23 protein-coding genes are annotated in these 25,442 nt (G+C 41.8%); 18 read left to right on the plus strand and 5 right to left on the minus strand.

What is annotated here, in order from left to right:
• Positions 1-74 precede the first annotated feature (74 nt).
• Both ID165_RS09830 and proC read left to right on the plus strand, forming a co-directional pair.
• Complete coding sequence (locus ID165_RS09830) at positions 75-428, plus strand: hypothetical protein (protein ID WP_192350165.1); 354 nt, start codon at positions 75-77, stop codon at positions 426-428.
• Positions 429-755: 327 nt separating this feature from the next.
• Positions 756-1,556 carry a pyrroline-5-carboxylate reductase gene (gene proC, locus ID165_RS09835; protein WP_192350166.1) on the plus strand — a complete coding sequence of 267 codons (801 nt, stop codon included), beginning with the start codon at positions 756-758 and terminating at the stop codon, positions 1,554-1,556.
• 282 nt (positions 1,557-1,838) lie between these two features.
• Here proC and ID165_RS09840 read toward each other — a convergent pair whose 3' ends face one another.
• From ID165_RS09840 to alaS, 3 genes are read right to left on the minus strand one after another with little or no spacing between them, the layout of a single operon-like run.
• Positions 1,839-2,945: a TlpA disulfide reductase family protein gene (locus ID165_RS09840; protein WP_192350167.1), complete on the minus strand. Its 1,107-nt coding sequence runs from the start codon at positions 2,943-2,945 to the stop codon at positions 1,839-1,841.
• A 3-nt stretch (positions 2,946-2,948) separates the two neighbouring features.
• Positions 2,949-4,409, minus strand: a complete 1,461-nt coding sequence (gene gatB / locus ID165_RS09845; protein ID WP_192350168.1) for an Asp-tRNA(Asn)/Glu-tRNA(Gln) amidotransferase subunit GatB — start codon at positions 4,407-4,409, stop codon at positions 2,949-2,951.
• A gap of 15 nt (positions 4,410-4,424) precedes the next feature.
• A complete protein-coding gene (gene alaS, locus ID165_RS09850; protein WP_192350169.1) occupies positions 4,425-7,058 on the minus strand; it encodes an alanine--tRNA ligase in 2,634 nt (877 codons plus the stop codon).
• A gap of 443 nt (positions 7,059-7,501) precedes the next feature.
• Here alaS and ID165_RS09855 point away from each other — a divergent pair, with 443 nt between their 5' ends.
• From ID165_RS09855 to ID165_RS09875, 5 genes are all read left to right on the plus strand, one after another.
• Complete coding sequence (locus ID165_RS09855; RefSeq protein ID WP_192350170.1) at positions 7,502-8,608, plus strand: alanine racemase; 1,107 nt, start codon at positions 7,502-7,504, stop codon at positions 8,606-8,608.
• 108 nt (positions 8,609-8,716) lie between these two features.
• Complete coding sequence (gene nudK / locus ID165_RS09860; RefSeq protein WP_192350171.1) at positions 8,717-9,295, plus strand: GDP-mannose pyrophosphatase NudK; 579 nt, start codon at positions 8,717-8,719, stop codon at positions 9,293-9,295.
• Positions 9,296-9,366: 71 nt separating this feature from the next.
• Positions 9,367-9,525, plus strand: a complete 159-nt coding sequence (locus ID165_RS09865) for a hypothetical protein (RefSeq protein ID WP_192350172.1) — start codon at positions 9,367-9,369, stop codon at positions 9,523-9,525.
• Between the two features lie 15 nt (positions 9,526-9,540).
• The gene (locus ID165_RS09870; RefSeq protein WP_192350173.1) at positions 9,541-10,035 is read left to right on the plus strand and encodes an SRPBCC domain-containing protein; all 495 of its coding nucleotides are present in this window, start codon (positions 9,541-9,543) and stop codon (positions 10,033-10,035) included.
• A gap of 54 nt (positions 10,036-10,089) precedes the next feature.
• Positions 10,090-10,734 (plus strand): DUF2306 domain-containing protein, encoded by a 645-nt coding sequence (locus tag ID165_RS09875; RefSeq protein ID WP_192350174.1) that lies wholly within the window; start codon positions 10,090-10,092, stop codon positions 10,732-10,734.
• Between the two features lie 203 nt (positions 10,735-10,937).
• Here the strand turns inward: ID165_RS09875 and ID165_RS09880 are convergent, their stop codons facing one another.
• The gene (locus ID165_RS09880) at positions 10,938-11,525 is read right to left on the minus strand and encodes a hypothetical protein (RefSeq protein WP_192350175.1); all 588 of its coding nucleotides are present in this window, start codon (positions 11,523-11,525) and stop codon (positions 10,938-10,940) included.
• A gap of 612 nt (positions 11,526-12,137) precedes the next feature.
• Here ID165_RS09880 and ID165_RS09885 point away from each other — a divergent pair.
• The 9 genes from ID165_RS09885 (at position 12,138) to ID165_RS09925 (ending at position 22,070) form a co-directional block, all read left to right on the plus strand.
• Positions 12,138-13,334 (plus strand): esterase, encoded by a 1,197-nt coding sequence (locus ID165_RS09885; protein ID WP_192350176.1) that lies wholly within the window; start codon positions 12,138-12,140, stop codon positions 13,332-13,334.
• A gap of 223 nt (positions 13,335-13,557) precedes the next feature.
• Positions 13,558-14,028 carry a DinB family protein gene (locus ID165_RS09890; RefSeq protein WP_192350177.1) on the plus strand — a complete coding sequence of 157 codons (471 nt, stop codon included), beginning with the start codon at positions 13,558-13,560 and terminating at the stop codon, positions 14,026-14,028.
• A 336-nt stretch (positions 14,029-14,364) separates the two neighbouring features.
• Positions 14,365-15,459 carry a hypothetical protein gene (locus ID165_RS09895; RefSeq protein ID WP_192350178.1) on the plus strand — a complete coding sequence of 365 codons (1,095 nt, stop codon included), beginning with the start codon at positions 14,365-14,367 and terminating at the stop codon, positions 15,457-15,459.
• A gap of 269 nt (positions 15,460-15,728) precedes the next feature.
• Entirely contained in the window at positions 15,729-16,589 is an 861-nt protein-coding gene (gene hisG / locus ID165_RS09900) for an ATP phosphoribosyltransferase (protein ID WP_192350179.1), read from the plus strand.
• Between the two features lie 195 nt (positions 16,590-16,784).
• Positions 16,785-18,080 (plus strand): histidinol dehydrogenase, encoded by a 1,296-nt coding sequence (hisD, locus tag ID165_RS09905; RefSeq protein WP_192350180.1) that lies wholly within the window; start codon positions 16,785-16,787, stop codon positions 18,078-18,080.
• Positions 18,077-19,144: a histidinol-phosphate transaminase gene (gene hisC / locus ID165_RS09910; RefSeq protein ID WP_192350181.1), complete on the plus strand. Its 1,068-nt coding sequence runs from the start codon at positions 18,077-18,079 to the stop codon at positions 19,142-19,144. Before hisD ends, hisC begins: the two co-directional genes overlap by 4 nt.
• A 3-nt stretch (positions 19,145-19,147) precedes the next feature.
• A complete protein-coding gene (hisB, locus tag ID165_RS09915; protein ID WP_192350182.1) occupies positions 19,148-20,245 on the plus strand; it encodes a bifunctional histidinol-phosphatase/imidazoleglycerol-phosphate dehydratase HisB in 1,098 nt (365 codons plus the stop codon).
• A gap of 119 nt (positions 20,246-20,364) precedes the next feature.
• Entirely contained in the window at positions 20,365-21,165 is an 801-nt protein-coding gene (locus tag ID165_RS09920) for a tetratricopeptide repeat protein (protein ID WP_192350183.1), read from the plus strand.
• Positions 21,166-21,314: 149 nt separating this feature from the next.
• On the plus strand, positions 21,315-22,070 hold the full coding sequence (locus ID165_RS09925) for a polyprenol monophosphomannose synthase (RefSeq protein ID WP_192350184.1): 756 nt from the start codon (positions 21,315-21,317) through the stop codon (positions 22,068-22,070).
• On the opposite strand, the gene ID165_RS09930 is transcribed toward ID165_RS09925, so the two are convergent.
• The gene (locus ID165_RS09930) at positions 22,045-23,262 is read right to left on the minus strand and encodes an FtsX-like permease family protein (protein ID WP_192350185.1); all 1,218 of its coding nucleotides are present in this window, start codon (positions 23,260-23,262) and stop codon (positions 22,045-22,047) included. The genes ID165_RS09925 and ID165_RS09930 overlap by 26 nt on opposite strands.
• 39 nt (positions 23,263-23,301) lie before the next feature.
• On the opposite strand from ID165_RS09930, the gene ID165_RS09935 reads away from it, so the two are divergent.
• Together ID165_RS09935 and fmt are read left to right on the plus strand one after the other, a co-directional pair.
• The gene (locus ID165_RS09935) at positions 23,302-24,489 is read left to right on the plus strand and encodes an exo-beta-N-acetylmuramidase NamZ domain-containing protein (protein ID WP_192350186.1); all 1,188 of its coding nucleotides are present in this window, start codon (positions 23,302-23,304) and stop codon (positions 24,487-24,489) included.
• Between the two features lie 24 nt (positions 24,490-24,513).
• On the plus strand, positions 24,514-25,440 hold the full coding sequence (fmt, locus tag ID165_RS09940) for a methionyl-tRNA formyltransferase (RefSeq protein WP_192350187.1): 927 nt from the start codon (positions 24,514-24,516) through the stop codon (positions 25,438-25,440).
• Positions 25,441-25,442: the final 2 nt, after the last annotated feature.

The raw sequence follows: 25,442 nt of genomic DNA on the forward strand, positions 1-25,442 counted from the left end.
ACTCCATAATGGTATAAGAGCCGATAATAATACAAGGAATATTTCCAACATGGGCAAGATTTCCTGCAATCGTATTGGTAACTACCGTTGTATGGGTATTGGCCACTTTTATAACCAAACCGGAGGATAAAGCTGTCTTGAACAGTTTTTATAAGAAGACCAGACCCGGTGGACCTGGATGGAAAAAGGTATTGGATGAGGCAAAAGAAGAAGGCATTGATATAGAAAAGAGCAACGAAAAATGGTCTGTACCTTCAGGCATTATAGCTATGATTTTAGGATGCATCCTAGTTTATAGCTGTATGTTTGCAACGGGAAATTGGATTTATGGAAACTATCCTTTAGCAATTGGCCTTACAGTCACGGTAGTAGGTTCAGGATTTCTTTTAGCCAAAGTTTGGAATACTATGAAAGATGATTTATTGTGAGTAATTAGATTACAGTTTGGCTTATCCGTGCGTCAGATAACCTGAAGATAATAGCCTTAGACTAAGATTCTGCCAGTAAAGAAACTAAAGCAATATAGGATTTGGCAATCCCGATAGCGGGACATCAAGGCTACTTCGGATTGCCTCGCCGTGGCGGGTCACCCGTCATCCCCGTCTGGCAGGCAGGGGGTATTTCAGCAAGCAAACCAAAGAAAGCAATGCCACTGGCACCATTGCGGATAATCATATAAAATTTTTTGAATCCACACAAAAACATCCTATTTGTTTACCTTTAAGTAACGAATACAATCAATAATTATATTTTCTATGATTTCGAAAGTAAATATAGCCATCATTGGCTGTGGCAATCTGGGAGCGTCTATCGCAAATGGTCTACTAAGAAGGGAGGATTTTGCCCCGAAGAATCTTACGCTTACCAAAAGACACGTAGATAGTCTCGGTGATTTTGCTGCACTTGGTGTAAATGTTCAAACTGATAATAGCTCTGCAGCCGCAAACGCCGACATCATAATCCTTGGTGTAAAACCCTACAACATCGCTCCCATTCTCAACGAAATCAAACCTTCTCTTGATCCCAAAAAACAACTTATCATTTCGCTGGCCACCGGAATCACCCTTGCTGAAATGTATCAAGTAATCGAGCATCAATCTGTGGCTTTCCGGGCTATGCCAAATATTGCTGCGGATATCCAGGAATCAGTTACCTGCATCTGTGCAGAGAATGCAAGTCCTGAGCAAATAAAACTTGTATCAGAATTATTTGATGCAATTGGGTTCACTATTCCAATTGACGAAAGTCTAATGGAAGCGGCAACGGTCCTGGGTGCTTGTGGGATTGCCTATGTACTGAGGTTTATGCGGGCAATGATTCAGGGAGGGATACAAATCGGTTTTGATTCGGTGACGGCAAGCAAGATCGTAAATCAAACCGTAAAAGGAGCAGCTGAACTGATGATTCAAAAAAACATGCATCCGGAAGCAGCGATAGATAAAGTAACTACTCCGAAGGGTTGTACCATAGTAGGGTTGAATGAAATGGAACACCAGGGCTTCAGTTCGGCAATGGTTAGAGGAGTCATTGCCAGTTATGAAAAAATAGCGAAATAGTTGATTTTTTAATGAATTATTAATTTTCAAGGAATATTAAATCTAAATCAGGAAAAATTAATATTTAATTCGATAAGAATAACTATAGGATTGTTTTTCTTTTGAATCTTTTCAGTAGATTTGTCTCGGGTGATAAACAACTTTTGCTATTCCTTTTTCAATGACACGATTTTTAAAGGAAGGACTGTTTGGTACTTTTTCTTCCTTCCTTTTATAATATCTATCAAAAAAAGCCTTCTGAAAAATCAGAAGGCTTTTTTTGGATTTACTAACTGAGAAAAATCAGTCAAAAACTTCCTCTAACTTGGCTCTCAAACTTGGACCCCGAAGATCTTTCCCAATGATTTTACCATCCGGATCGATCAAATAAGTAGCGGGAATCGCAGAAATCTGATATAGCTCAGCAGCGGCTGAATTAAAATATTTTAAATCAGAGACTTGAGTCCAAGTCAATCCATCCTCTGCGATTGCCTCCACCCAAGCCTCTTTGGTACGGTCCAAAGACACCCCAAATACCTCAAAACCCTTTTCCTTGTATTCATTATAAAGTGCGACCACATTGGGATTTTCTTCACGGCAAGGCTTACACCAAGCCGCCCAGAAATCTATCATCACATATTTTCCGCGCAAATCAGAAAGCTTTACAGTTTCGCCTTCAGGATTCGGAAGTTCGATCTCCGGAGCAATCTGTCCCATAGAAAGCACTCTCATCTCATCCAACTGTTGCTTCAGTTGAACAATAGTTTTTGTCTCAGGATACTTCCCGTCAAGCTTGGCTACCAAACTGTCCATAAACTGAAACTCATTCTTCGGATTTAATAGACCTATCGCAGCCAAGGATGCAAAGCTATCTCCCATACTGTTGATCACATTCTTCACTTCAGACGACTGGTTGCTTTCCAACGCCATGGCTTCAGTCTGAATCTGCTTGATTGCCTCTGTATCATTATCACTCATCGCTTGATAATATGACTCATTCAGCTGATTGACTTTTGTCTGATAATCTTCCATCAATTGTTCGATTTTCAGCATTTCTTTAGAATCCTGAGAGCCTTCAATAGCCAGACTTTCGGGATTGGAAAAATCATAGTTTACTTTGACGTCCTCTTTGTATAACGCAAGCCGGATCAGCTTTTCCCCATACATATTCAACTCGTAGAAAGTCGGAGCTTCCAAAGCAACTTCATAGCTAAACTTACCTTTTTTATCCAACTGAAGTGTATCCAGTACTATTGGGCGACTATCCGTGAATTGGGAAAGTATTATCTCTCCGGATGGCGCATTTTCAATAGTTCCTGTGATTAATACATTTCCATCATTTGCCTGCTTCTGCCCGCAGGAGAAGAAGGATATAAGGACAAGGAAAACTACTCCGTTTATTCTATTCATAGATTAATTCTCTAATAATTCTGTCAATAATTTTGTGGCAACTTTGGGATCGGCCTTGCCTTGGGATTTCTTCATTACCTGCCCCATAAACATGCCCATCAAGCCCTTCTTGCCCGATCTGTATTCTTTTACCTTTGCTGAATTGGCAGCCAGTACCTCTTCTACCAGTGGTTTCAGAGAAGACTCATCACTTTCTTGGATCAGGTTCATTCGCTGTGCTATTTCCAATGGACTTTCGTTGGCACTATTGAGAAGCTCAGGATATAAGTTTTGAGAAGCAGCGGTATAACTCACCTTGCCCTCATCCACCAGAGCGATCAAAGCAGCCAAAGAATCACTGCTGATGGGGAAATCAGTGAAAGAAAGAGAGAATTCATTCAGACTGGATTTGATTGGCCCCATCATCCAGTTAGACGCTGCTTTATAGTTATTGGTTTTATTGCAAAGCTCATTGAACCAAAAAGCCATTTCCTTAGATTCTGTCAAAAATGCCGCATCGTAGTCAGGTAAACCAAACTCCTCAACAAATTTCTTGTGAAGTTCTCTAGGCAAAACCGGCATAGTAGATTTAACGGCATTCAGCCACTCATCTGATACTACCACGGGGCTTAAATCCGGTTCAGGAAAATAACGGTAATCGTTCAGATCCTCCTTGGTTCGCATACTTGCAGTAAGTCCCGTATTGGCATCGAAAGTTCTCGTTTCAGAAACAACCTCCTCCCCTGCTTCAATAAGACCGATCAGGCGCTCGTGCTCATGCTCGATCGCACGAAACACATTTCGGAAGGAATTCATATTTTTCACTTCAACTTTTTTGCCTAACTCTTCGCTACCTTTCAGCATCACAGACACATTGGCATCACAGCGAAGAGAGCCTTCTTCCATATTGCCATCGCAGATATCGAGGTATTTTACTAGCTTTTTCACTTCCGCAAGAAAAGCATAAGCTTCTTCCGGACTATGCATAGCAGGCTCCGTTACGATCTCTATCAGCGGTGTGCCGGCACGGTTGAAATCCACCAATGTATCAGGTTCATCGGCCAGATGAATGGATTTTCCCGCATCTTCTTCCATATGCACACGATTCAGCAGCACCTCCTTTTTGGTTCCGTCGGGAAGTTGAATCGGGACAGTTCCCCCCACACAAATCGGCCCTTTGTCCTGTGTAAGCTGATATCCTTTTGGAAGATCGGGATAGAAATAGTTTTTTCTCGCAAAGACATTGTATCTAGTAATTTCAGAATTACAAGCCAATCCCATCTTGATGGCATATGCTATCGCTTTTCTGTTGACCTTTGGCAAAGTGCCCGGATGGCCAAGCGTAATCACTGAAATCTGAGTATTGGGTGATTTACCATACTCATTAGCATCAGCCGCAAACATTTTACTTTCGGTCATAAGCTGCGCATGCACCTCAAGTCCGATGACCAATTGATATTTATTCCTTAATTCTTCGCTTAGCATCTGCGCGTGTGTTTCTTATTCACTTACAAGGTACAACTCTCTGGCTTTAGCCACTGCATTTTCCAATCCGGCCAGATTCTTACCTCCGGCTGTTGCAAAAAACGGCTGGCCACCTCCACCACCTTGAATTTCTTTTGCTAACTCCCGCACAATTTGACCTGCATTCAACCCCTTGCTCTTGATCAAATCCTCCTCTATTATTACAGCTATCTGGGGTTTGTCCTCAATTTTGGCTGCCAAAATCACAAAAGCATTCACGGTTTCATTTTTCAGTTCATATGCAAGCTTCTTCAGCGAATCTGCATTCGGCAGTTCCACTTGCGCAATAAGAGTATTCACTCCATCTCCTGCCACAAATTGCTTTAACAATTCAGTTTTCACCTCTGAAGCTTTTTCCAGATGGAATAGATCAATTTCTTTTTTCAGGTCATTCCGCTCTTGAAGCAAGGACTCAATTGACTTTCTCAAATCCTTCGGATTCTTCAGCAACTCCTGAATCTCTTTCACCAAGCTTTCCTGCTTGCGGAAGTAATCCTCCGCAGCTTTAGCGGTGATGGCTTCGATTCTACGGACACCAGAAGCACTGGAAACCTCCGAAATAATCTTAAACAGACCGATTTTACTTGTTTGAGGTACGTGAGTTCCTCCACAAAGTTCTACAGAGAACTCTTTATCAAAAGTGATTATACGTACAAAGTCACCGTATTTCTCCCCAAAAAGCGCAGTAGCCCCCTGTTTCTTAGCCTCTTCTATCGGCACATTTCTTTGTTCGGAAAGCGGGATATTCTGCCGGATTTTTTCATTTACGATATCCTCTACCTTCGTAATTTCTTCATCGGATAATTTGCTGAAATGCGAGAAATCAAAGCGGAGTAGGTTCTGGTTTACCAACGAACCACGCTGCTGAATATGATCGCCCAGTACTTCTTTCAAAGCCGACTGCAGCAAATGCGTTGCTGTATGATTATTCTCAGTCAAATAGCGTTTTTCTGCATCTACTTCTGCACCGAACCTGGATTCCGGGTTCTCAGGAAGCTTTTCCACAAAATGAACAATCAAATCGTTCTCTTTTTTGGTGTCGATCACTTTGATTTTTTCAGTCTCAGAGATCAGCCATCCTGTATCCCCTACCTGTCCTCCGCTTTCTGCGTAGAATGGTGTTTTGTCCAAGACCAACTGGTATTTATCGCCTTTTTTACCAGAAGTCACACGATATTTGATGATCTGACAATGCGCTTTTAGGAAGTCATATCCTACAAATTCAACTCCATTATCCTCATTCACAATCACCCAATCGCCGGTCTCAGATTCAGAAGCGGCACGGGAACGTGTTTTCTGAGCTTCCATTTCTTGCGCAAATCCGCTTTCATCCAATGAAAGACCGCTTTCGCGTGCGATCAACGAAGTCAAATCCAAGGGAAAACCGAAGGTATCGTATAATTCAAAAGCTGTCTTGCCAGGAATTACATTGTCCCCTTTTTCCTTAAGCTCAGACTTAATCTGATCAAGCATTTTCAGGCCATTGTCAAGTGTACGAAGGAAGGAAGTTTCCTCCTCGAAAATCACTTTGGCGATAAACTCCTGTTGTTGCCTGACTTCCGGGAAAATCTCTCCGAAATTGTCAGCAATAAGGTTCGTTAATTCATATAAAAATGGTTCGTGGAAGTCCAAAAATGTATATCCGTAGCGGACTGCCCTTCTCAGAATCCTACGGATAACGTAGCCGGCTTTATTATTAGATGGAAGCTGTCCGTCAGCAATGGTAAATGAAATGGCACGGATATGATCTACGATCACACGGAAAGCTATATCCGTTTGCTCATCCAAACCATAAGTTTTACCTGATTTCTTCTCCAGAGCACTTAAAAACGGAGCAAACAAATCCGTATCGTAATTGGAAGATTTGTGCTGAATGGCCCTCACCAATCGCTCAAATCCCATCCCGGTATCCACGTGTGTTGCAGGGAGGGATTTCAAAGATCCGTCGGAAACCCGGTTAAACTGCATAAATACCAGATTCCAAATCTCAATCACCTGCTCGTGGTCATTGTTTACCAGAGCTCTGCCTGCTATCTCAGTCCGCTCAGCATCAGGTCTTAGGTCAATGTGGATCTCCGAACATGGACCGCAAGGCCCCACGTCACCCATTTCCCAGAAATTATCTTTCTTAGAACCCATGATGATACGGTCTTCCGGCACGATGGATTTCCATAGATCATAGGCTTCCTGGTCCAAACCCAAGTTGTCTCCCTTGTCTCCTTCGAAGACAGATACATACAACCTGTCTTTTTCCAGTCCGTAAACTTCGGTCAGCAACTCCCAAGCCCATTCGATCGCTTCCTTTTTGAAATAGTCACCAAACGACCAGTTGCCAAGCATCTCAAACATGGTGTGGTGATAGGTATCCACCCCCACTTCTTCGAGGTCATTGTGCTTACCGCTTACACGAAGGCATTTCTGCGAATTTGCGACACGGGAATACTTGGCGATTTCATTGCCTAGAAAAGCGTCTTTAAACTGATTCATCCCGGCATTGGTAAACATCAAAGTTGGGTCATTTTTGACCACAATCGGTGATGATGGGACGTAATGATGCTGCTTGGATTGGAAAAACTCAATAAAGGTGCTCCGTATTTTCTTTGCTTCCATGAAGGTTTTGAGGCAATTAAGAATGGTATTTGGACTGTCTTGCAGCCATATATATAGGGGGACAAAATTAATAGAATTGGCGGTGTTACCTGCATCGGGCTAATAATTTATCAACCTGAAAAATTTCCCGTAAGGGCGCAAAGGCGCAGTTTGCATTTAGTATCCTCTGAGGTTTTTGAAACTCAAAAGATTTTATAACTATGAATTTCACCCCTACTGGGTTTTATTGTACCAAATTGTACCAATTTTCAATTCAGTCTAGAATTTTTCCATCCCTTAGGGATTGAAAAAACTTTTCACAAAACGGTGGAAAACAAAAATGGCTGCCAAGTCTTCAGAAATCCCGTAAATCAAAAATCGTATTTCGTAAATCCCATCCAGCTTGTATTTCCCCTACGCTCCGAGTACTTTCATTAAAATTTTTAATAACTCAACAATCTCTCATGAGCTACCTCAATCAACTAACATCCCCTACACTACTTCTTGACGAAAAAATCTGCCGGGCCAATATCAAGCGGATGGCTGACAAAGCCGCCCGTCATAATATGAAATTGGTTCCTCACTTCAAAACCGCACAGTCACATCAAATCGGAGACTGGGCAAAAGAATACAACATCACTGAAGTGACTGTTTCTTCTATGAAAATGGCAGAATACCTAGCGGGACAAGGCTGGGTAAATATCCATATTGCATTTCCCTTTAATCCCCTCGAAATCCCCAAGCTCAATAAAATTGCTTCCAAGCAATCCATTTCTGTACAACTGATCAATGCTGAAACCACCCAAATGCTTGCGGATCAATTGGAGCATCCTGTAGGATTCTTTATTGAAATCGATGCGGGTTACGGTAGAACCGGCGTAGAAGTAAGTGATTTTGGTTTGATAGAAGAGATTTTATTGATCGCCAAAAAGTCGGACAAACTAAAGTTCAAGGGATTTTATCTACACCCCGGACATACTTATTATATGCCCGATATCCCAGCTATCTACGAGCAATCCCGGAATGCGCTGGGAATGCTCAAAAACAAATACAGCACCGAGTATCCAAATTTGGTGACAAGGATTGGAGATACTCCAGGCTGTGCCGTGATGGAGGACTTTGAAGATATTGACGAAATGGGTCCCGGTAACTTTGTGTTTTATGACTTGATGCAGGCTGAATTGGGAGGCTGTGACAAGGAAGATATTGCCGTCTGTCTTGCCGTACCCGTGGTGGATATTAAAAAAGACCGTAAGGAAATTTTAATTCACGGCGGTGGGGTCCATCTTGCTAAGGATGTTTTGGTTGGTGAAAATGGCCTGAAAAACTTCGGGGAAGTGGTCTATCTAAATGAAAATGGCTGGATTATCCCTGAAAACAAATCATTTCTTAAGAGTATTTCCCAGGAACACGGCATTATCAAAGCCTCGGACGAACTCCTGGCAAAAGTGAAAGTCGGTGACGTTCTGGGCATCCTCCCTGTACACTCCTGTATGACAGCAGATGCCATGGGTGAATACATGACACTGGATGGAAAAATGGTTGATCATGCTGAAGGCAGCAAGCAGTAATCAGTTTTCAGTTGACAATTTGAAGTAACCTGTAATCAGATAACAACTTAAAAATCCAAAAATTAGCCCAGACCAAAACTCTGGGCTTCTTTTTACCTACATCAAATCATGATCAAAGACATCAAACTTTTAAAAACAGAGGTACTCTCTGACAATTGGTACACACTGCGAAAGATCACTTTTCAGTTCACCAAGAAAAATGGAGAAATCATCACTCAGGATCGTGAAGCCTATGACCGGGGAAATGGAGCTACTATTCTCTTATACAACCAAGAACAGAAAACCGTCATTCTCACTCGCCAGTTTCGCTTGCCCACCTACACCAATGGCAATGAATCAGGTATGATGATCGAGGCCTGTGCCGGGCTTTTGGATCAGGATAATCCTGAAGACTGTATCCGTAGAGAAACTGAAGAAGAAACAGGATACTTGGTTAAGGATGTGAAAAAAGTGTTTGAAGCTTATATGTCTCCGGGTTCAGTAACCGAAATCCTACACTTCTTTATTGCCGCCTATTCCAAACATATGAAAGTCAGTGAAGGCGGTGGCGTAGATCATGAAGAAGAAAACATAGAAGTACTCGAAATGCCTTTTGAGGAAGCATTAAGTATGATAGGCACAGGAGAAATCAAAGACGCCAAAACAATTATGCTGATTCAGTATATCCGCCTTCAGAAAATTCTATAATATGATTTTCCGCAATGATGCCCGCAGCTATATTTTACTTGTTTTAAATGTCGAAAAGCTTATCTTACAGTATGGAAACGATCAAAATAAAAGTTAGCAAGAAGATTCTTAATGAAGTTTTATCCCTCCTGCAGCAATTTAACAAAAAAGAGCTTCAGGTAATTGAAAATGAGCTTGATAAAATAACTGTTTTTGGTTTGATGAAATACGAGCAAAATTTCACAAAATAATAATATCCAGCACTCATGTCCGCGCAACTCGAAATCACCCGCTATTTCAACCATTCCCAAGATGAGGTTTATAATGCTTTTACCACAACAGAAAACCTGCAGCAATGGTGGGGACCTGCAGGATTCAGTATGGAAGTAAAAACTTTTGAATTTTATCCCGAAGGCATAGTCCATTTTGTCCTTCGGAATAAAGAGGGATATGAGATGTGGGCCAAATGGGTCATTCAAGAAATTGAAGCACCTTCCAAACTTCAGTTTATCAATTCCTTTTCGAATGATGCCGGAGAAACAGCCAAAGCACCTGAAATACCCTTTGGTCCGGACTGGCCATTGGAAATGATCGTGGATCTGGAGTTTATCGAGGAAGATGGCAAAACCAGAATCGATTTGGTTTCCTTTCCCCATAATGCTTCTGATGCCTCCAACAAAGTATTCACCGAGAATATCGGAAATATGGAGCAGGGTTTTGGCGGCACTTTTGACCAATTGGAAAAGTACCTTTCGAAGTAAAATACAGTGTTAGGATCTAATCAAACTATCGAGCGCCCTATCAATGGGCAAAGCATGAAACCCATCTTCAAAAAAATCACCTGGTGGATATTTGGGCTGCTCTGCACGATAATTGGTCTCTATCCTTTACTCTATTTTACGCTGGACAGAAATTTCGGATTGTTACAATCCAAAACTGCTGAACTGCTCAGCTCTGATCTTTGGAATTTCGCTTTCTATACACATATTATTCTAGGTGGCATCGCCCTTCTGATCGGATGGACTCAATTCCCTAAAAGCTTTCGGGACAGAAACAGAAAACTTCACAAAAGAATCGGAATGGGCTATGTCGCTACCGCATTTTTCAGCAGCCTGGCAGGAATTTATATCGGACTCTATGCCACCGGAGGATTAGTAAGTATGCTCGGTTTCGTGATTTTGGGAGTTGTCTGGCTTATTACGACAATGATGGGATGGTTCACAGCCAAAAAGCATAGGTATGACGCACATGAAAACTGGATGATCTTTAGCTATGCAGCATGCTTTGCGGCGGTTACGCTAAGGATTTGGCTACCTCTTTTAATCATCATGCATCAAGGAGAATTCATCCCCGCCTATCAAATAGTTGCTTGGCTGTGTTGGGTTCCCAATATGGCTGTTGCATTTTGGATGGTTGGAAAAAGAAGATTTGTGCAGGGAATAGAATTATCAAAAGTATGAGAACTGCCCAAAGCATAGCGTCACAGTAGCCAAATACGGAAAGGCTTATTCAGTACTTTTTAACCTAGCGTGGCAGGGACTAAAACCACTGTATCCATAGGTAAAAAACCTCCGTGTCTTTTGTGACTTCAATAATAGGCTATAAAAAAAGCTCTGATTTTGCAATCAGAGCTTTTGGGAAATAATTGGTTTAGTCTAGGCTGTTAGAAAAATAGCGTTTTACTCCTTCCCTGTCCGTCAATCACTTTCAGGTATACATCATTTGATTTCATGTTGTTGAATGAGTAATCCTTCTTAAAACCTTCTGCTTGATCAACATGCTCAGAATAGATAACCTCTCCCGATTTGGCAGAATAGACCTCCACATTGACTCCAGGCTCCGTTAATCCTATTACAGTTACACTTACCGTATTTTCATCAACTGTTTTACCATAGGCCATTAGAGGCAAAGCTGCCGAAGGAATCGGCTCGTTGGTAGTTGCAATAGTATAGGTCACTTCCTCTTGGTTTGTTTCGATTTTTACCTTGTATTCTCCCGCCGGCAAATTATCCATATTATAAGGTACCATCAAGTTCTCGCCTTTTACTCGTACTTTTCTGCTGCTAAGGATTTTTCCGTCCTGATTCAAAATGGAAATTTTTGCACTTCCTACGCCTTCATTCAGCATCACATTGACTTTCTTATGCGTAGAATTTACGGTTGACAAAGCCCTTAGATCTTCGCTTGCGTTGGCTGCCAAAGAACTTAAAGATAATGCGCCGGCTAATGCTATTGTTAATAGAGTTTTCATAATATGTTGGTTTAAATTTTTTAGATTTTGTGTTATGCATTCCCTATTGCCAAGCGCATACCAATCCAAAAAGTCAAGCTTTCTCTAAGGGTCAATATTTTTCAAAACATTAAACTTTCTGAGAAATCCCAGAATTTAATTCTGATGAATTCACAGTTTTTTAACAAAACATGTACAATATATGGTCACTTCTCTGTTCGTATGTATTACAAGCGGACACTTTCATCGTAATTCACTCATTTCTGGGGTTACAATAAACCAAGCTTGTTAAGGAAATTTAATTTTGAAAAAGTTCAAAAATTGTGAATCGGATTTGGATGCCAATCAAACACCTGTACACTTTCGAACACACATCGTCCGATAGAATACAAGCTATCGATCACTTGTTTGGAGGTAGCGGGCACAGCTGACCATATTTTTGGTGTTTATCCATCAGTTGAAGACTATAGTTTCTCCAGATCTTGAAGAATAGTAAAAAATAAAAGGATGTTTCAAAAGTTCTTCTTTGGAAAGTATCTTGAATTTAATGTAATTGTCATTATGATACAATAGAAATTTGACTAAGCCTACACGCAAGCAACCTTCTAATTAAAACCCAAAAGAAACCTAGCAATGAAAAAAAATCTACTGCTCTCTATCCTTTCTTTTTGCCTGATAGCAATAAGCACACAAGCTCAAGAAGCTTTATTCAGCTCCCAACAAATCACATCTCCGGAAATCCACAAGGACGGGTCTGTCACTTTTCGCATCTTTGCTCCACGTGCGAGCTCAGTTCAGGTGACAGGAGATTTTCTCCCTACAGTAAAAACCCAAACACCTATGGGAGAAATGGATGGTCCGGGCAAGGCTGAGCTAACAAAAGACGACAAAGGAGTTTGGTCAATTACCACTCCCGTGCTTTCTCCTGAACTCTACAGCTATTCCTTTATCGTAGATGATCTTAAGACTACAGACCCGGCCAATCCATTTCTGATCCGTGATGTGGCTTCAGTCACCAATGTATTTATCGTGGGTAAAGGACAGGCGGATCTTTATCGGGTCAAGGATGTACCGCATGGCACTGTTGCCCGTCGCTGGTATGATTCTCCGGGTTTGAAAATGGATCGGAGACTCACCATCTATACCCCTCCGGGATATGAACAATCAAAAGACAAATTTCCCGTATTATATCTATTGCATGGTGCCGGTGGAGATGAGGAAGCCTGGATAGCTCTGGGCAGAACCGCACAGATTATGGATAATATGATTGCTGAAGGAAAGGCCAAGCCGATGATTGTGGTGATGCCAAACGGCAACGTAATCCAGGATGCTGCTCCCGGAGAAGGAAACGGCGGGATGTACAAACCTGCCTTTATGATCCCGAAAACCATGGATGGAACTTATGAAGTGAATTTCACGGATATTATCTCTTTTATAGAAAACAATTATCGGGTTAAGTCAGATAAAGCAAACCGGGCTATCGCAGGTCTATCTATGGGCGGATACCATACGATGCATATCTCCAGGTTTTATCCAAACACGTTTGATTACATAGGGCTATTCTCCGCTGCTATTATGCCACGGGAAGATGCTACCAGCAGTGTGTATTCTGATATAGACGGCACATTGAAAACGCAAATGGACAATGGATATGAGCTCTATTGGATTGCTATAGGAAAAACTGATTTTCTCTACGATGCCAATAAGGAATACAGGGCAAAACTAGATGCTATGGGGATGCCTTACGAATATATAGAATCTGAGGGCGGACATATCTGGAAAAACTGGAGGATCTATTTGACCCAATTCGTTCCACTCCTTTTCAACTAAAACTCATAGAATAGCATTCTAAAAAGAAGCGTGGATGTTACCTGCGCTTCTTTTTTACCAACTTACAACTTCCCTACAAGGAAATCGCCTTTAAAAATCCAATCTGTCCCCCTCAAGGGTTAATATATTTAAAAGCAAAAGTGATTTCGCTGAGCTTCACTATCCAAACGGTGGTTAAACCGGTTCATTTTTGTATTTTCAAAACTCATTAACTCTGAGTTCGATGAAAGAATCCCGCCGAATAGAAAGCCTTTTTGCAAAGCAATACAATGGAAATCCTTGGCTGGGGGTGAATATGGTAGATAAACTCAGCCAAATCACACCCGAACAAGCCGCTCACAAATTTTCTCCCCAAGCCAATTCCATATGGGAGATTCTTAATCACATGATAGGCTGGCGAGAACTTGTACTCCGAGGAATCCCCAAAAACAACTATTCAAGTCCAAATCATAATTTCATTCAGCCTATTACAAATACTACTAAAGAAGAGTGGCAAAAAACTCTTGCCCATTTAGAAAAATCCCAAGAGGATTGGCTGCAATACTTATCGACCTTGGATGAGATGATTTTGGGTGAAACATTTGGGGATATGAGCTACTCCTATTACGAGTTGATTTTAGGAGTATTGCACCACGACATTTATCATTTTGGTCAAATTTCAATCCTGTTCCGATTGATAACTGAGGGAGTATAATAATCAGTAAAGACTCTTCCTCAATTGAGACTTCGTAAATAGACATAAAAAATACACTTGGGAAATAGCGCTTCCGCTTTCTGTTGCTCTCTCGTTTATCAACCCGAGCACTAGCCTGTCCGGCAGGCAAGCAACCTCGACACCAAATATCGTACAGTGAGATTGTCGCACTCCTCCGTCGTCACCGATGACGTAATTTCTACTCTCTCTGCGAAAACCTCCGTGCCTACAGCGGTTAATAATAACTTTCAGAAAATGCTCCTTGGAATATTCTATCCTTGCCTGATGATTACCATTAGCCATTAACTTTTGACAAACAATTACGTTTTCCAAGTTATGAGAATATTTCTTTTGGCCTTTTTCTGTTTTTGCCTCGCAACAGTGAACTCCTTGGCTCAAGACATCATCTTAAAACTAAAACCTTCAGAAAAAACCTCCCAAGAAAGGAATTATACTTTCGAGCATGTTCTCGACTCCCGGGTATCAAAATCAATTGGTGAAATCTATGATTCTGGGCGAAATAGGCATAAAGCGAACTTTGGGGAAAAATTCTCAGAAGAAGTACTTAAGTTTTTCAATGCCAAAATAATTCCTTCCCAAACTATTGACCACCACATTACAATCAAAATCTACAATATAGACCTCAAGGAAATTTATCAAGCAGGTCGCAACTCATATAAAGGAGACCTACAATTAGGCTTGGGATTTTTTCTAACCGGCAAAGATGAACCTGTTCACTTGGTGGACTTCAACGGTAAACTTCAATACAGCAGACCCGCCTCACAAATGCATCATGCAGAAGCATCTATCCAAAGACTATTCGAAAATAGCAGGGAATACTTTGATGCCTGGCTTGCTACCCAATACCAAAGCAACAGAGCTCTGGTCAAATCAGTCCGGCTGAATATTATCGACCCCATAAGACCAAGCAGCAAAGACACCGTGTTTTATGATCCGGGCAGGCCATTGACTTGGGTAGATTTCACAGAAAGCCCCAACCCCAAAAGTACTTTCAATGCCGCTATATTCAGTAGTCTTTCCATAGAAGGAAATGCAACAATTGAGGATGGGGAAATAGTACAGAATCTGGAAATTAAGGTATATATGCTGCCCAATCAATCTTGGGTGAAAAATGCCAATGGCTATGCCAGCAATCACGAGCAAAGACATTTTGACCTTACCAGAGTCACCGCCGACCGGATGATAGCAAGATTGAAAGATACAGAATTGGAGCCTGAACTATTTGAAGCAAAACTCAATACCATCTACATGGATTCCTACAGAGAAATGAATCGCCTACAGGAATTGTACGACGGCCAGACTAGACATGGCTTAAATAAAGAAATACAGGCTAGATGGAATCAGATAATCACTCAAGCATTGGCAGGAAATTGGGCGATACTCGATGAAATGCTATTGGAGGAAAAGTAAGTTGACTGAAAAATCTCCAAAGTTTAATTTTCGAAAAAGTGCCTCTCCATTTGCATATTTTCTAGTCATCCCTATCTTTGCCAACGATAATGGAAAACAGCAATAGAAATATTGATTTTTTAGCAACTGCACATCAGGGCAACTTGATGCACCATTTCCATCATTCCTCCTGAGGAATAGTATAACACACCCGGTGAAGCCGATGATAGGGATTCCGCTTTTAACCAACATTTATTACATCCTTTTATTTCTTAGCGTAACTTGCCACCATGGAAAAAATAATCCGTATTGCCGTACAAAAAAGCGGCAGATTATCCGAAGATTCACTCAGCCTCATCAAAGAATGCGGCATCAAATTCTATAATGGAACGGGTAAACTCAAGTCCACTTCCACCAATTTCCCTATCGAATTCTTATTTCTTCGTGACGACGATATCCCGGGGTATGTAGCCGACGGCGTAGCTGATCTTGGAATCGTAGGTCAAAACGAAGTAGTGGAGAAAGATAAAAATGTCACTACCCTAAAAGCTTTGGGATTTTCCAAATGCAGGCTTTCCCTTGCCGTGTCCAAAGGACAACAATACAATGGAGTGGAGTTCTTTGAAGGAAAAAGCATTGCCACCTCCTATCCCAAAATCCTTGGAGATTATCTCAAAAGTCAAAACATCAATGCAGATATCCACGAAATCTCCGGCTCAGTAGAAATTGCGCCCAGTATAGGCTTAGCTGAAGGAATCTGCGATATAGTCAGCTCCGGCTCCACACTGATGATGAATGGCCTGAAAGAAGTCGAAGAAATCTTCAAATCCGAGGCTGTACTGATCGCAAATAACGGCCTGGAAGATTGGAAAAAGGAAATTGCCGAAAAATTACTTTTCAGAATCAATGCTGTCCAAAAAGGTAAGAGCAGCAAATATGTGCTCTTGAACGCTCCAAATGAATCCATTGAAAAAATTATCAATCTGATTCCCGGAATGCGCAGCCCTACGATTTTACCACTTGCACAGGAAGGTTGGTCATCTGTCCATTCTGTTTTGAATGAAGATCAATTCTGGGAAAATATCGAGGAACTCAGAGCTGCCGGCGCAGAAGGCATACTAGTCGTTCCTATCGAAAAGATGATTCTTTAATCCTGCAAAATTAATTGCGCCACCATAGACCGGAAATCGAATGAAATCGAGAATGGCTAAAGAGTCACACGGAGGAATGATTATCTGTTATGCGACCTGCCTGACGCAGGCGGGGATTCCCCGTCCGACAATCGCCGGGCATCCCGTTTCCTTCGTCACAGGACAGGTTATGCCTCTGCAAAAAAATATAAACACATGAAAATCCTGGACAATCCTAACAAGGAAACTTGGAAAAAGCAGTTGGCGCGACCGACCTTTAAAACCAAGCAAATAACTAAAATCGTAAAACCGATTCTGAGAAAAGTGAAAAGAAATGGCGATAAAGCCCTTCTCAAATTCGCAATGGAATACGATCATGTTGAATTGGAGTCATTATTTCCCAGTGAACTGGAAATCCAATCAGCTTCGGCGGCCATTTCACCGGAATTGAAAGAAGCTATTCGGGTAGCCAAATCCAATATCGAGCGATTCCACATGGCTCAGGCAACACCTGAATTGATAGATGAAGTGATGCCCGGCGTAATTTGCAAAAGAAAGAGTATCCCAATACAAAAGGTGGGATTATATATTCCCGGGGGAACTGCCCCCCTTTTCAGTACAGTATTGATGTTGGGAATTCCTGCAGTATTGGCAGGATGCAAAGAGATTGTGCTTTGCTCTCCTCCTAACAGAGAAGGTAACATACATCCTGCTATTCTCTATACAGCCGGATTGGTAGGGATCACCAAAATCGTGAAGGTCGGTGGAGCACAGGCAATAGCTGCCATGACCTATGGAACTGAAAGTGTACCTAGAGTGGATAAGATCTTTGGTCCCGGAAACCAATTTGTGACAGCTGCAAAACAGATGGCGACAAAATACGGAGTGGCAATTGATATGCCTGCCGGACCTTCAGAGGTATTGGTCTATGCCGATGATTCTGCAAACCCAGCCTTTGTGGCAGCTGACTTACTTTCTCAGGCAGAGCATGGTGTGGACAGTCAAGTCATTTTGGTCACAGATACAGAGAAATTTGCTCAACGCGTGATCAAAGAAATTGATACTCAGCTGGAAGAGTTGCCAAGAAAAGACATAGCAAAGAAAGCGTTGGAAAATTCAAGGGCAGTCATAATGGACAATATGGAAGAAGCCATGGAATTGATCAACTTCTATGCACCTGAGCACCTAATCATCAGCGTAGTGGAAGAAGAAAAAGCTGTGGACGCCGTTTATAATGCAGGCTCCGTTTTCATTGGAAACTTTACCCCCGAATCAGCCGGTGATTATGCTTCAGGCACCAATCATACCTTGCCTACCTATGGGTATGCCAGAAACTATAGCGGAGTATCTCTTGACAGTTTTGTGAAGAAAATCACCTATCAAAAAATCAGTCCTGAAGGGTTGAAAAACTTAGGGCCTACCATAGAAATCATGGCAGAAAACGAGCTGCTTTATGCTCACAAAAATGCCGTATCCATACGACTCAAACATCTCAAAAAACGGAAAAAATGAAGTTTGACTTAACCCCACTACTCAGACCGCACATCGCAAACCTTCAACCATACACATCTGCCCGTGATGAATATACAGGCAAGGAAGGGATATTTCTGGATGCAAATGAAAACCCTTATGGCTCTGTCACAGATGAGGATTACAACCGCTATCCTGATCCCTACCAACTCGAACTGAAGGATGAAATTGCAAAAATCAAGGGAGTAAAGCCCTCTCAAATATTCCTTGGAAACGGCTCTGACGAGGCAATTGATCTGCTTTTTCGGGCATTTTGTAATCCGGGTAAAGACAATGTGATCCTGCTGCCTCCTACTTATGGAATGTATGAAGTAAGTGCCGGAATTAACGATGTAGAAACCCGGAAAGTCCCTTTAACTCCTGATTTCCAACTTCAGCCGGATCTCATCCTACAAGCGATAGATACGCACACTAAAATCATATTCGTCTGCTCCCCCAATAATCCAAGCGGTAATAAAGTAAATCGGGAGGATATTCTAAGATTACTTAAAGAATTTAATGGTCTGGTGGTCGTAGACGAAGCCTACATAGATTTTAGCGACGAGCCAAGCTTTACTGACTATTTGGGCGAATATGGAAATCTGCTAGTCATGCAGACCTTTTCCAAAGCCTGGGGACTTGCTTCCCTCAGACTGGGAATGGCATTTGCCGGCAAGAAAATGATCAAAATTCTCAACAGAATCAAACCTCCATACAATATCTCCGGGCTGACCCAAGATACGGTTTTGGCTGCCATTCAAAAGGTGGACAAGGTCAATAGAATGATTGCCGATATACTTCAAGAGCGCGAGCATTTAAAGGAAGAAATGGGCAAACTCGATTTTGTGGAGAAAATCCACCCTTCCCATGCGAATTTTCTTTTGGTGAAAATACCCAATGCAGGTCATGTGTATGATGATCTGATTGAGGAAAAAATCATCGTCAGAAACAGATCGAAAGTGCAGCTATGTGAAGAATGTCTGAGAATCTCCGTAGGCACACGGGCAGAAAATGAATCCTTCATCCAAGCACTAAAGAAAATATACACAGAAAGCTTTAAGTTATAAACCATGAAGAAGAAAGTGCTTTTTATAGATCGGGACGGAACCATCATCAAAGAACCGCCCACTGATTTTCAAGTTGACAGCTTAGAGAAGTTGGAATTTTTGCCAAAGGCAATTTCCAACCTTCGCAAAATCGCCGAGGAAACTGATTTTGAATTGGTCATGGTAACCAACCAGGATGGGTTGGGCACGGATTCTTTTCCTGAAAAAACATTCTGGCCCGCACAGTTCAAGATGCTCAAAACACTGGAACAGGAGAATATTTTCTTCAAGGAAATCCATGTGGACAAGACTTTTGAAAAAGACAATGCTCCTACCAGAAAACCAGGAACAGGACTACTGACTGCATACTTTTCCGAAGAGTACGATCTGGCCAATTCCTATGTAATCGGAGATCGGCAGACAGATGTGAAGCTGGCAGAAAACCTTGGAGCAAAAGCTATTTTCATAGGCTCATCAGCTGAAAATGCAGCTTTGGTTACCACCGACTGGGATGAGATCTATGAATTTCTGAAAATGCCTCCCCGTGCAGCAGAAGTAAGCCGCAAGACTTCTGAAACTGACATTTACATCAAACTGAATCTAGATGGAAACGGAAGCTGTGACATCAAAACAGGTTTGCATTTCTTTGACCATATGCTGGAGCAGCTAGGCAAACATGGCAGCACAGATCTTGAGATCAAGGTTAATGGCGATTTGCACATAGATGAACATCACACGATAGAAGATACGGCATTGGCTCTTGGAGAGGCGTATTTAAAAGCTTTGGGAGACAAAAAAGGAATCTATCGCTACGGTTTCCTTCTTCCTATGGATGATGTATTGGCTCAGGTAGCTATTGACTTTGGAGGCAGACCTTGGATGGTATGGGATGCGGAATTCAAGCGGGAAAAAGTAGGCGATATGCCAACTGAGATGTTCTATCATTTCTTCAAATCCTTTTCTGACACTGCCAAATGCAACTTGAATATCAAAGCAGAAGGGGATAATGAGCATCATAAAATTGAGGCTATCTTCAAGGCATTGGCAAGAGCCATTAAGATGGCGGTAATGCGGGATGCCAGAAATATCAATCAACTTCCAAGTACCAAGGGAGTACTTTAGTAATCAGCTGTTTACCGGAAACCTTGCTATAAAGGAGGGAATTCCTAAAATTTCGTAGGGATTAGGAAAATTTCGAAAGAAATATTTTTCCTAATCCTATTTTTTTTGTTCATTTAGTCATGAAACGACTTTTACGTACCCTGACTATACTCTTATTAGTATATACAAGTAGCTCATGTTCAAGCAACATTCAAACTATTGAGCATCTTTTTAACGACAAAAAATACGATGATGTCATCTCGGATTTAAACCAATATCTTTTCTTTCATGTGACGGATGTCAAGGCACTGCACATGCGGGCACGTTGCTATGAAGAACTTGGGGAAATCGCAAAATCAAAGGCTGATTACATGCATATCTTAACTATCGACTCTGAATACGCTCAGGCACATGCAGGACTAGGTAAGCTGTTTTTTGAACAAAAAGATTATGAAAATGCTGAGTTGCAGCTTCTTCGCGCGGCTTCACTTGATCCCCATGACTTTGATATTCTATATCTTCTAGGCCGCAGCATGCTCATGACTGAGAAATTCCGAAAAGCAGAAGAACTCCTCCGAAAAGCCATAGAACTAAACCCTGATCATGCAAAAGTTTATTTTTACACGGGTATGGCACTTGCTTATCAGGGAGATCCTGTAGGCTGTGCAGCATCTTTTAACTCCTATGTAAACCGAGAACCTGACAACATGGTAGGCAGATATAATCGGGGATTTGCTTATATGAATGCTGGATACTTACATTGGGCTATAGAGGATTTTGATGCTGTCCTCAAAGAAAACCCAAATCATCTAGAGGCTATGGCTCATAAAGGTTTATGTATGGTCTCCATGGGCGACTCCGAGGGCTGCACCCTAGTCCAAAATGCTGCAAACAAAGGAAGTGAATATGCAAAAAGCCAACTAGAATATTGCCATTCCTAATTTTTCATTCTTCCAAGCTACACCGACTTCCATATCCGAATAAACTAAATCACTAAGTATTTCCTTAAAATAAGCTACTTTAACCAAAATTTATACAGTCCGTACTTCTAAAATCGGTCTTTAGGCTTACTTTTGGCCTTTGCTAGACCATGGATCATAGAAAACTCGTCATTATTCCCACTTTCAATGAGAAAGAAAACATTCTAGAGATGATCCAATCGGTCATGGGTCTTGTAGGTGGATTTGAACTTTTGGTAATTGACGATGGAAGCCCTGACGGTACGGGAGACCTTGTGAAAAGTAAGAAATCAGACTTCCCCGGACGACTCCACCTGATTGAGCGAGAAGGTAAGCTAGGACTGGGTACGGCATATATTACCGGTTTCAAATGGGCGTTAGAAAGAGATTATGATTTCATTTTCGAAATGGATGCGGATTTCTCACATAATCCTGAGGATTTGATCCGACTTTACCAAGCTTGTGCTGAAAAGCATTTTGATCTGGCAATTGGATCCAGGTATATCACAGGAGTCAATGTGGTAAACTGGCCCATGGGTAGAGTTCTGATGTCTTATTTTGCCAGCGTCTATGTGAAATTCATTACAGGACTACCTGTCAAGGATTCTACAGCCGGCTTCAAATGCTACCATAAATCAGTCTTGAAAGGGATTAAGCTTGATGAAGTAAAGTTCGTTGGCTATGCGTTTCAGATTGAGATGAAATTCACTTCATGGAAACTGGGATTCAAGCTGGTGGAAGTGCCGATCATATTCACAGACCGTACAAAAGGAACCTCAAAAATGAGTCGCGGAATCTTCAAAGAAGCAGTATTAGGTGTGATAATGATGAAAATAAAAAGCATTATCAATCCTTATACCCTTAATCAAAACGGATTGACCGAATAGGCTCTACCTTGGATATCACCATCACAGGTATCCACAAAACTGCGGCTGTCAGCGCAACAATCCCCAAATTAATAAGAATGAATGCAGTCCAATTCCAATCAATGGGCACATAATTCATGTAATAACTTGCAGCGTCCAGAGGGATCAATCTGAATTGATCTTGCAAAAAGCCTATTCCAAGCCCTATCGCATTTCCAATGGCCATGCCACGAAACAGGATATTGATTCCATTCCAAAAAAAGATACTTCGGATTTGTTTATTCGTGGATCCGAGCGCTTTTAGCAAGCCGATCATTTGGGTGCGTTCCATAATCAAAATAAACAGAATAGCTCCCATATTGAATATTGCCACGAAGCCGATCAATCCTATAAACACATAGACGTTATTATCGAGAAGTTTAAGCCAATCGAATATTTCCAAAAACTTATCCTGGCTACTAATCAGCTTTAAGTCAAAATCCAAAAGCTCCTCTATTTTGGGAGTATATGAATCAATTTTATTCAGATCATCGACAAAAATCTCCAGGCCGCCGATCTGATCTTTAGTCCAATTGTTCAGATTTCTGATCGTCTGCAATTCCCCGATGATGATCTTCTCATCAAAGTTTTCCAGATAAGTCTGGAAAATTCCCACTACTTCCACTCGCCTATATCGCGGTGGATCTTGGACAAAATAAAGGGTAATTTTATCCCCTACTTTCAGCAACAGCTTGTTGGCAATATGCTGACTAAGCATGACTTCATTGCTGGTGCCTTCGTCAGGAATACGCAGCATTCTGCCTTCAATCACATACTTCCCGAATCCCAGTATATCAAAATCCTGCCCCACTCCTTTCATCAACACGCCTTCTACCTCTTCATCACCTTTAATCAATGCGGCTTTATGGGCAAATGCCTGCACTTTGGTTATAAAAGGAAGCAGTTGATGCGTTTGGCTAAATTGGGAATTCAGCGAAAAAGGAGCCTCTTCAAAAGCATTACTCATGGTGAATCGCTGCACCTGATAGTGGCCTGTGAATCCGTACACTTTTTCAGAAACGGTACTTTGAAAACCGCCCAGTACCATAAATGAAATAAGTGACACGGCCAGACCCAAGGCTAGGCTTCCTACTGCGATTTTATGGATGGTGGCCGAAAATCCCCCAGCTTTCTTAAAACTGATTCTTTTGGCGATGAAATAGGAAAGGTTCAAAGGACTGCTTTAATTTGTTCGATTAGACCGCAAAATAGCATGAAGCAAACGAAACTTACTTTCTTTATTTACTTTTTGAGTTTAACACTGCTAATTCTCTTCAATTCGTCCATTGCTTGGGCAAAACAAAGTACTCCCCTGCCCGGTGCCGAGCGCCCGGAACTCTATCTGGATCAGCTTCAAGGAAAGAATATAGGAATAGTCGCTAACCAAACCAGTATTTTGACCCAAAGCGGGGGCAAACATGTGGTGGATTTTTTACTGGAGAAAGACATTAAAGTAAAAAAAGTATTTGTGCCCGAGCATGGCTTTCGTGGACAGGCCGATGCCGGGGAAAAAGTTGACAATATCGTTGATTCCAAAACCGGTCTTCCTATCATTTCGCTCTATGGAAATAACAAGAAGCCCAAACCGGAGCAAATCCGGGATTTGGATATTCTGATTTTCGATCTGCAGGATGTAGGAGTTCGTTTTTACACCTATATCAGCACCATGCATTACCTCATGGAAGCTGCTGCGGAAAATGGTAAAAAGGTGATTATTTTCGACAGACCCAATCCAAACGGAAACTACATCGCAGGGCCTGTTTTGAAAAAAGGTTTTGAAAGCTTCGTGGGAATGCATCCCATTCCCGTAGTCCACGGACTGACCGTAGGTGAGCTGGCACAAATGATCAACGGCGAAAAATGGCTAAAAGATGGATTGCAAGCCGATTTGGTAGTCATCCCCGTTTCAGATTGGGATCATGAAAAAGCCTATAATCTTCCGGTAAAGCCATCCCCTAATCTGCCAAATGATCTGTCTGTTAAACTTTATCCCAGCACCTGCTTTTTTGAAGGGACGATAGTTTCACTTGGCAGAGGCACTCATTTCCCTTTTCAGGTTTATGGCTATCCCGATCCGAAATTCGGTGACTTCACGTTCACGCCCGTGAGCATAGACGGCATGTCCAAAAATCCTCCCCATCAGGATAAAAAATGCTATGGCAAAGATCTGAGAGGTGAATCAATGACTCACCAATTTACATTGGAGTATCTGCTGGAAGCTTATCACAAATCAGGAAAGGGGCAGGCATTTTTCAATAACTTTTTCAATACACTGGCAGGAACGGATCAGTTGAAAAAGATGATTCTGGCAGGAAAATCAGAAGCAGAAATTTCTGCAAGTTGGGAAGAGGATCTGGCAAAGTATAAGCTACTTCGAGCCAAATACCTGATGTACAATTAAGTTTGAAAAGTTTAAATCACACTAATGAATAGAGACCTTAGAATCATATACATGGGCACACCTGAATTTGCAGTGCCCGGCTTAGAACTTTTGGTAGAAAATGGTTGGAACGTCGTAGGCGTCATCACTGCCCCGGATAAGCCCAAAGGACGTGGACAGAAGTTAATTCCTTCTCCCGTGAAGGAAGCCGCACTCAAGTTAAACTTGAATGTGCTGCAACCTACAAACCTTAAGTCTACGGAATTTCAAGAGGAACTTCGGACACTGAAAGCAGATTTGCAAATCGTAGTGGCATTCAGAATGCTTCCCGAGTCCGTGTGGAATATGCCTCCTTTGGGCACATTTAATCTTCACGGTTCACTTCTACCCAATTACCGTGGTGCAGCTCCGATCAATTGGGCTATCATCAACGGTGATAAGGAGACCGGTGTGACTACTTTCTTCCTAAAACATGAGATCGATACCGGCAGTATTATCCATCAGGAAAAAATACCAATTCTGGAGGAAGACAACCTTGGCTCTGTCTATGAAAAATTGATGAATATTGGAGCAAAACTGGTACTCAAAACAGTAGAAGATATTGCCGATGATAAAATACAAGCTCTTCCCCAGGATGAATCCAAAGCAATTCATCATGCCCCCAAAATATTCAAGGAGACTTGCGAAATCGACTGGAGCAAGTCCGCAGAATCCATCCATAATTTAGTACGCGGCCTTTCCCCCTATCCCGCTGCGTGGACACGATTTGATGGTAAAATCTGCAAAATCTACAGAACCGCATTTGCTCAGGATGAAAAAACCGGCGAGGAAATCGGAGAGCTGCAGACGGATAACAAGAACTATTTGAAAGTTCAGACGGGCGAAGGAGTATTAGAGATATTGGAACTTCAGATGGAAGGCAAAAAGCGATTGAAAGTAGACGACTTACTAAGAGGATATAAATTTGCATGATT

The sequence above is a fragment of the Algoriphagus sp. Y33 genome (genome assembly GCF_014838715.1).
Taxonomy (GTDB): Bacteria; Bacteroidota; Bacteroidia; order Cytophagales; family Cyclobacteriaceae; genus Algoriphagus.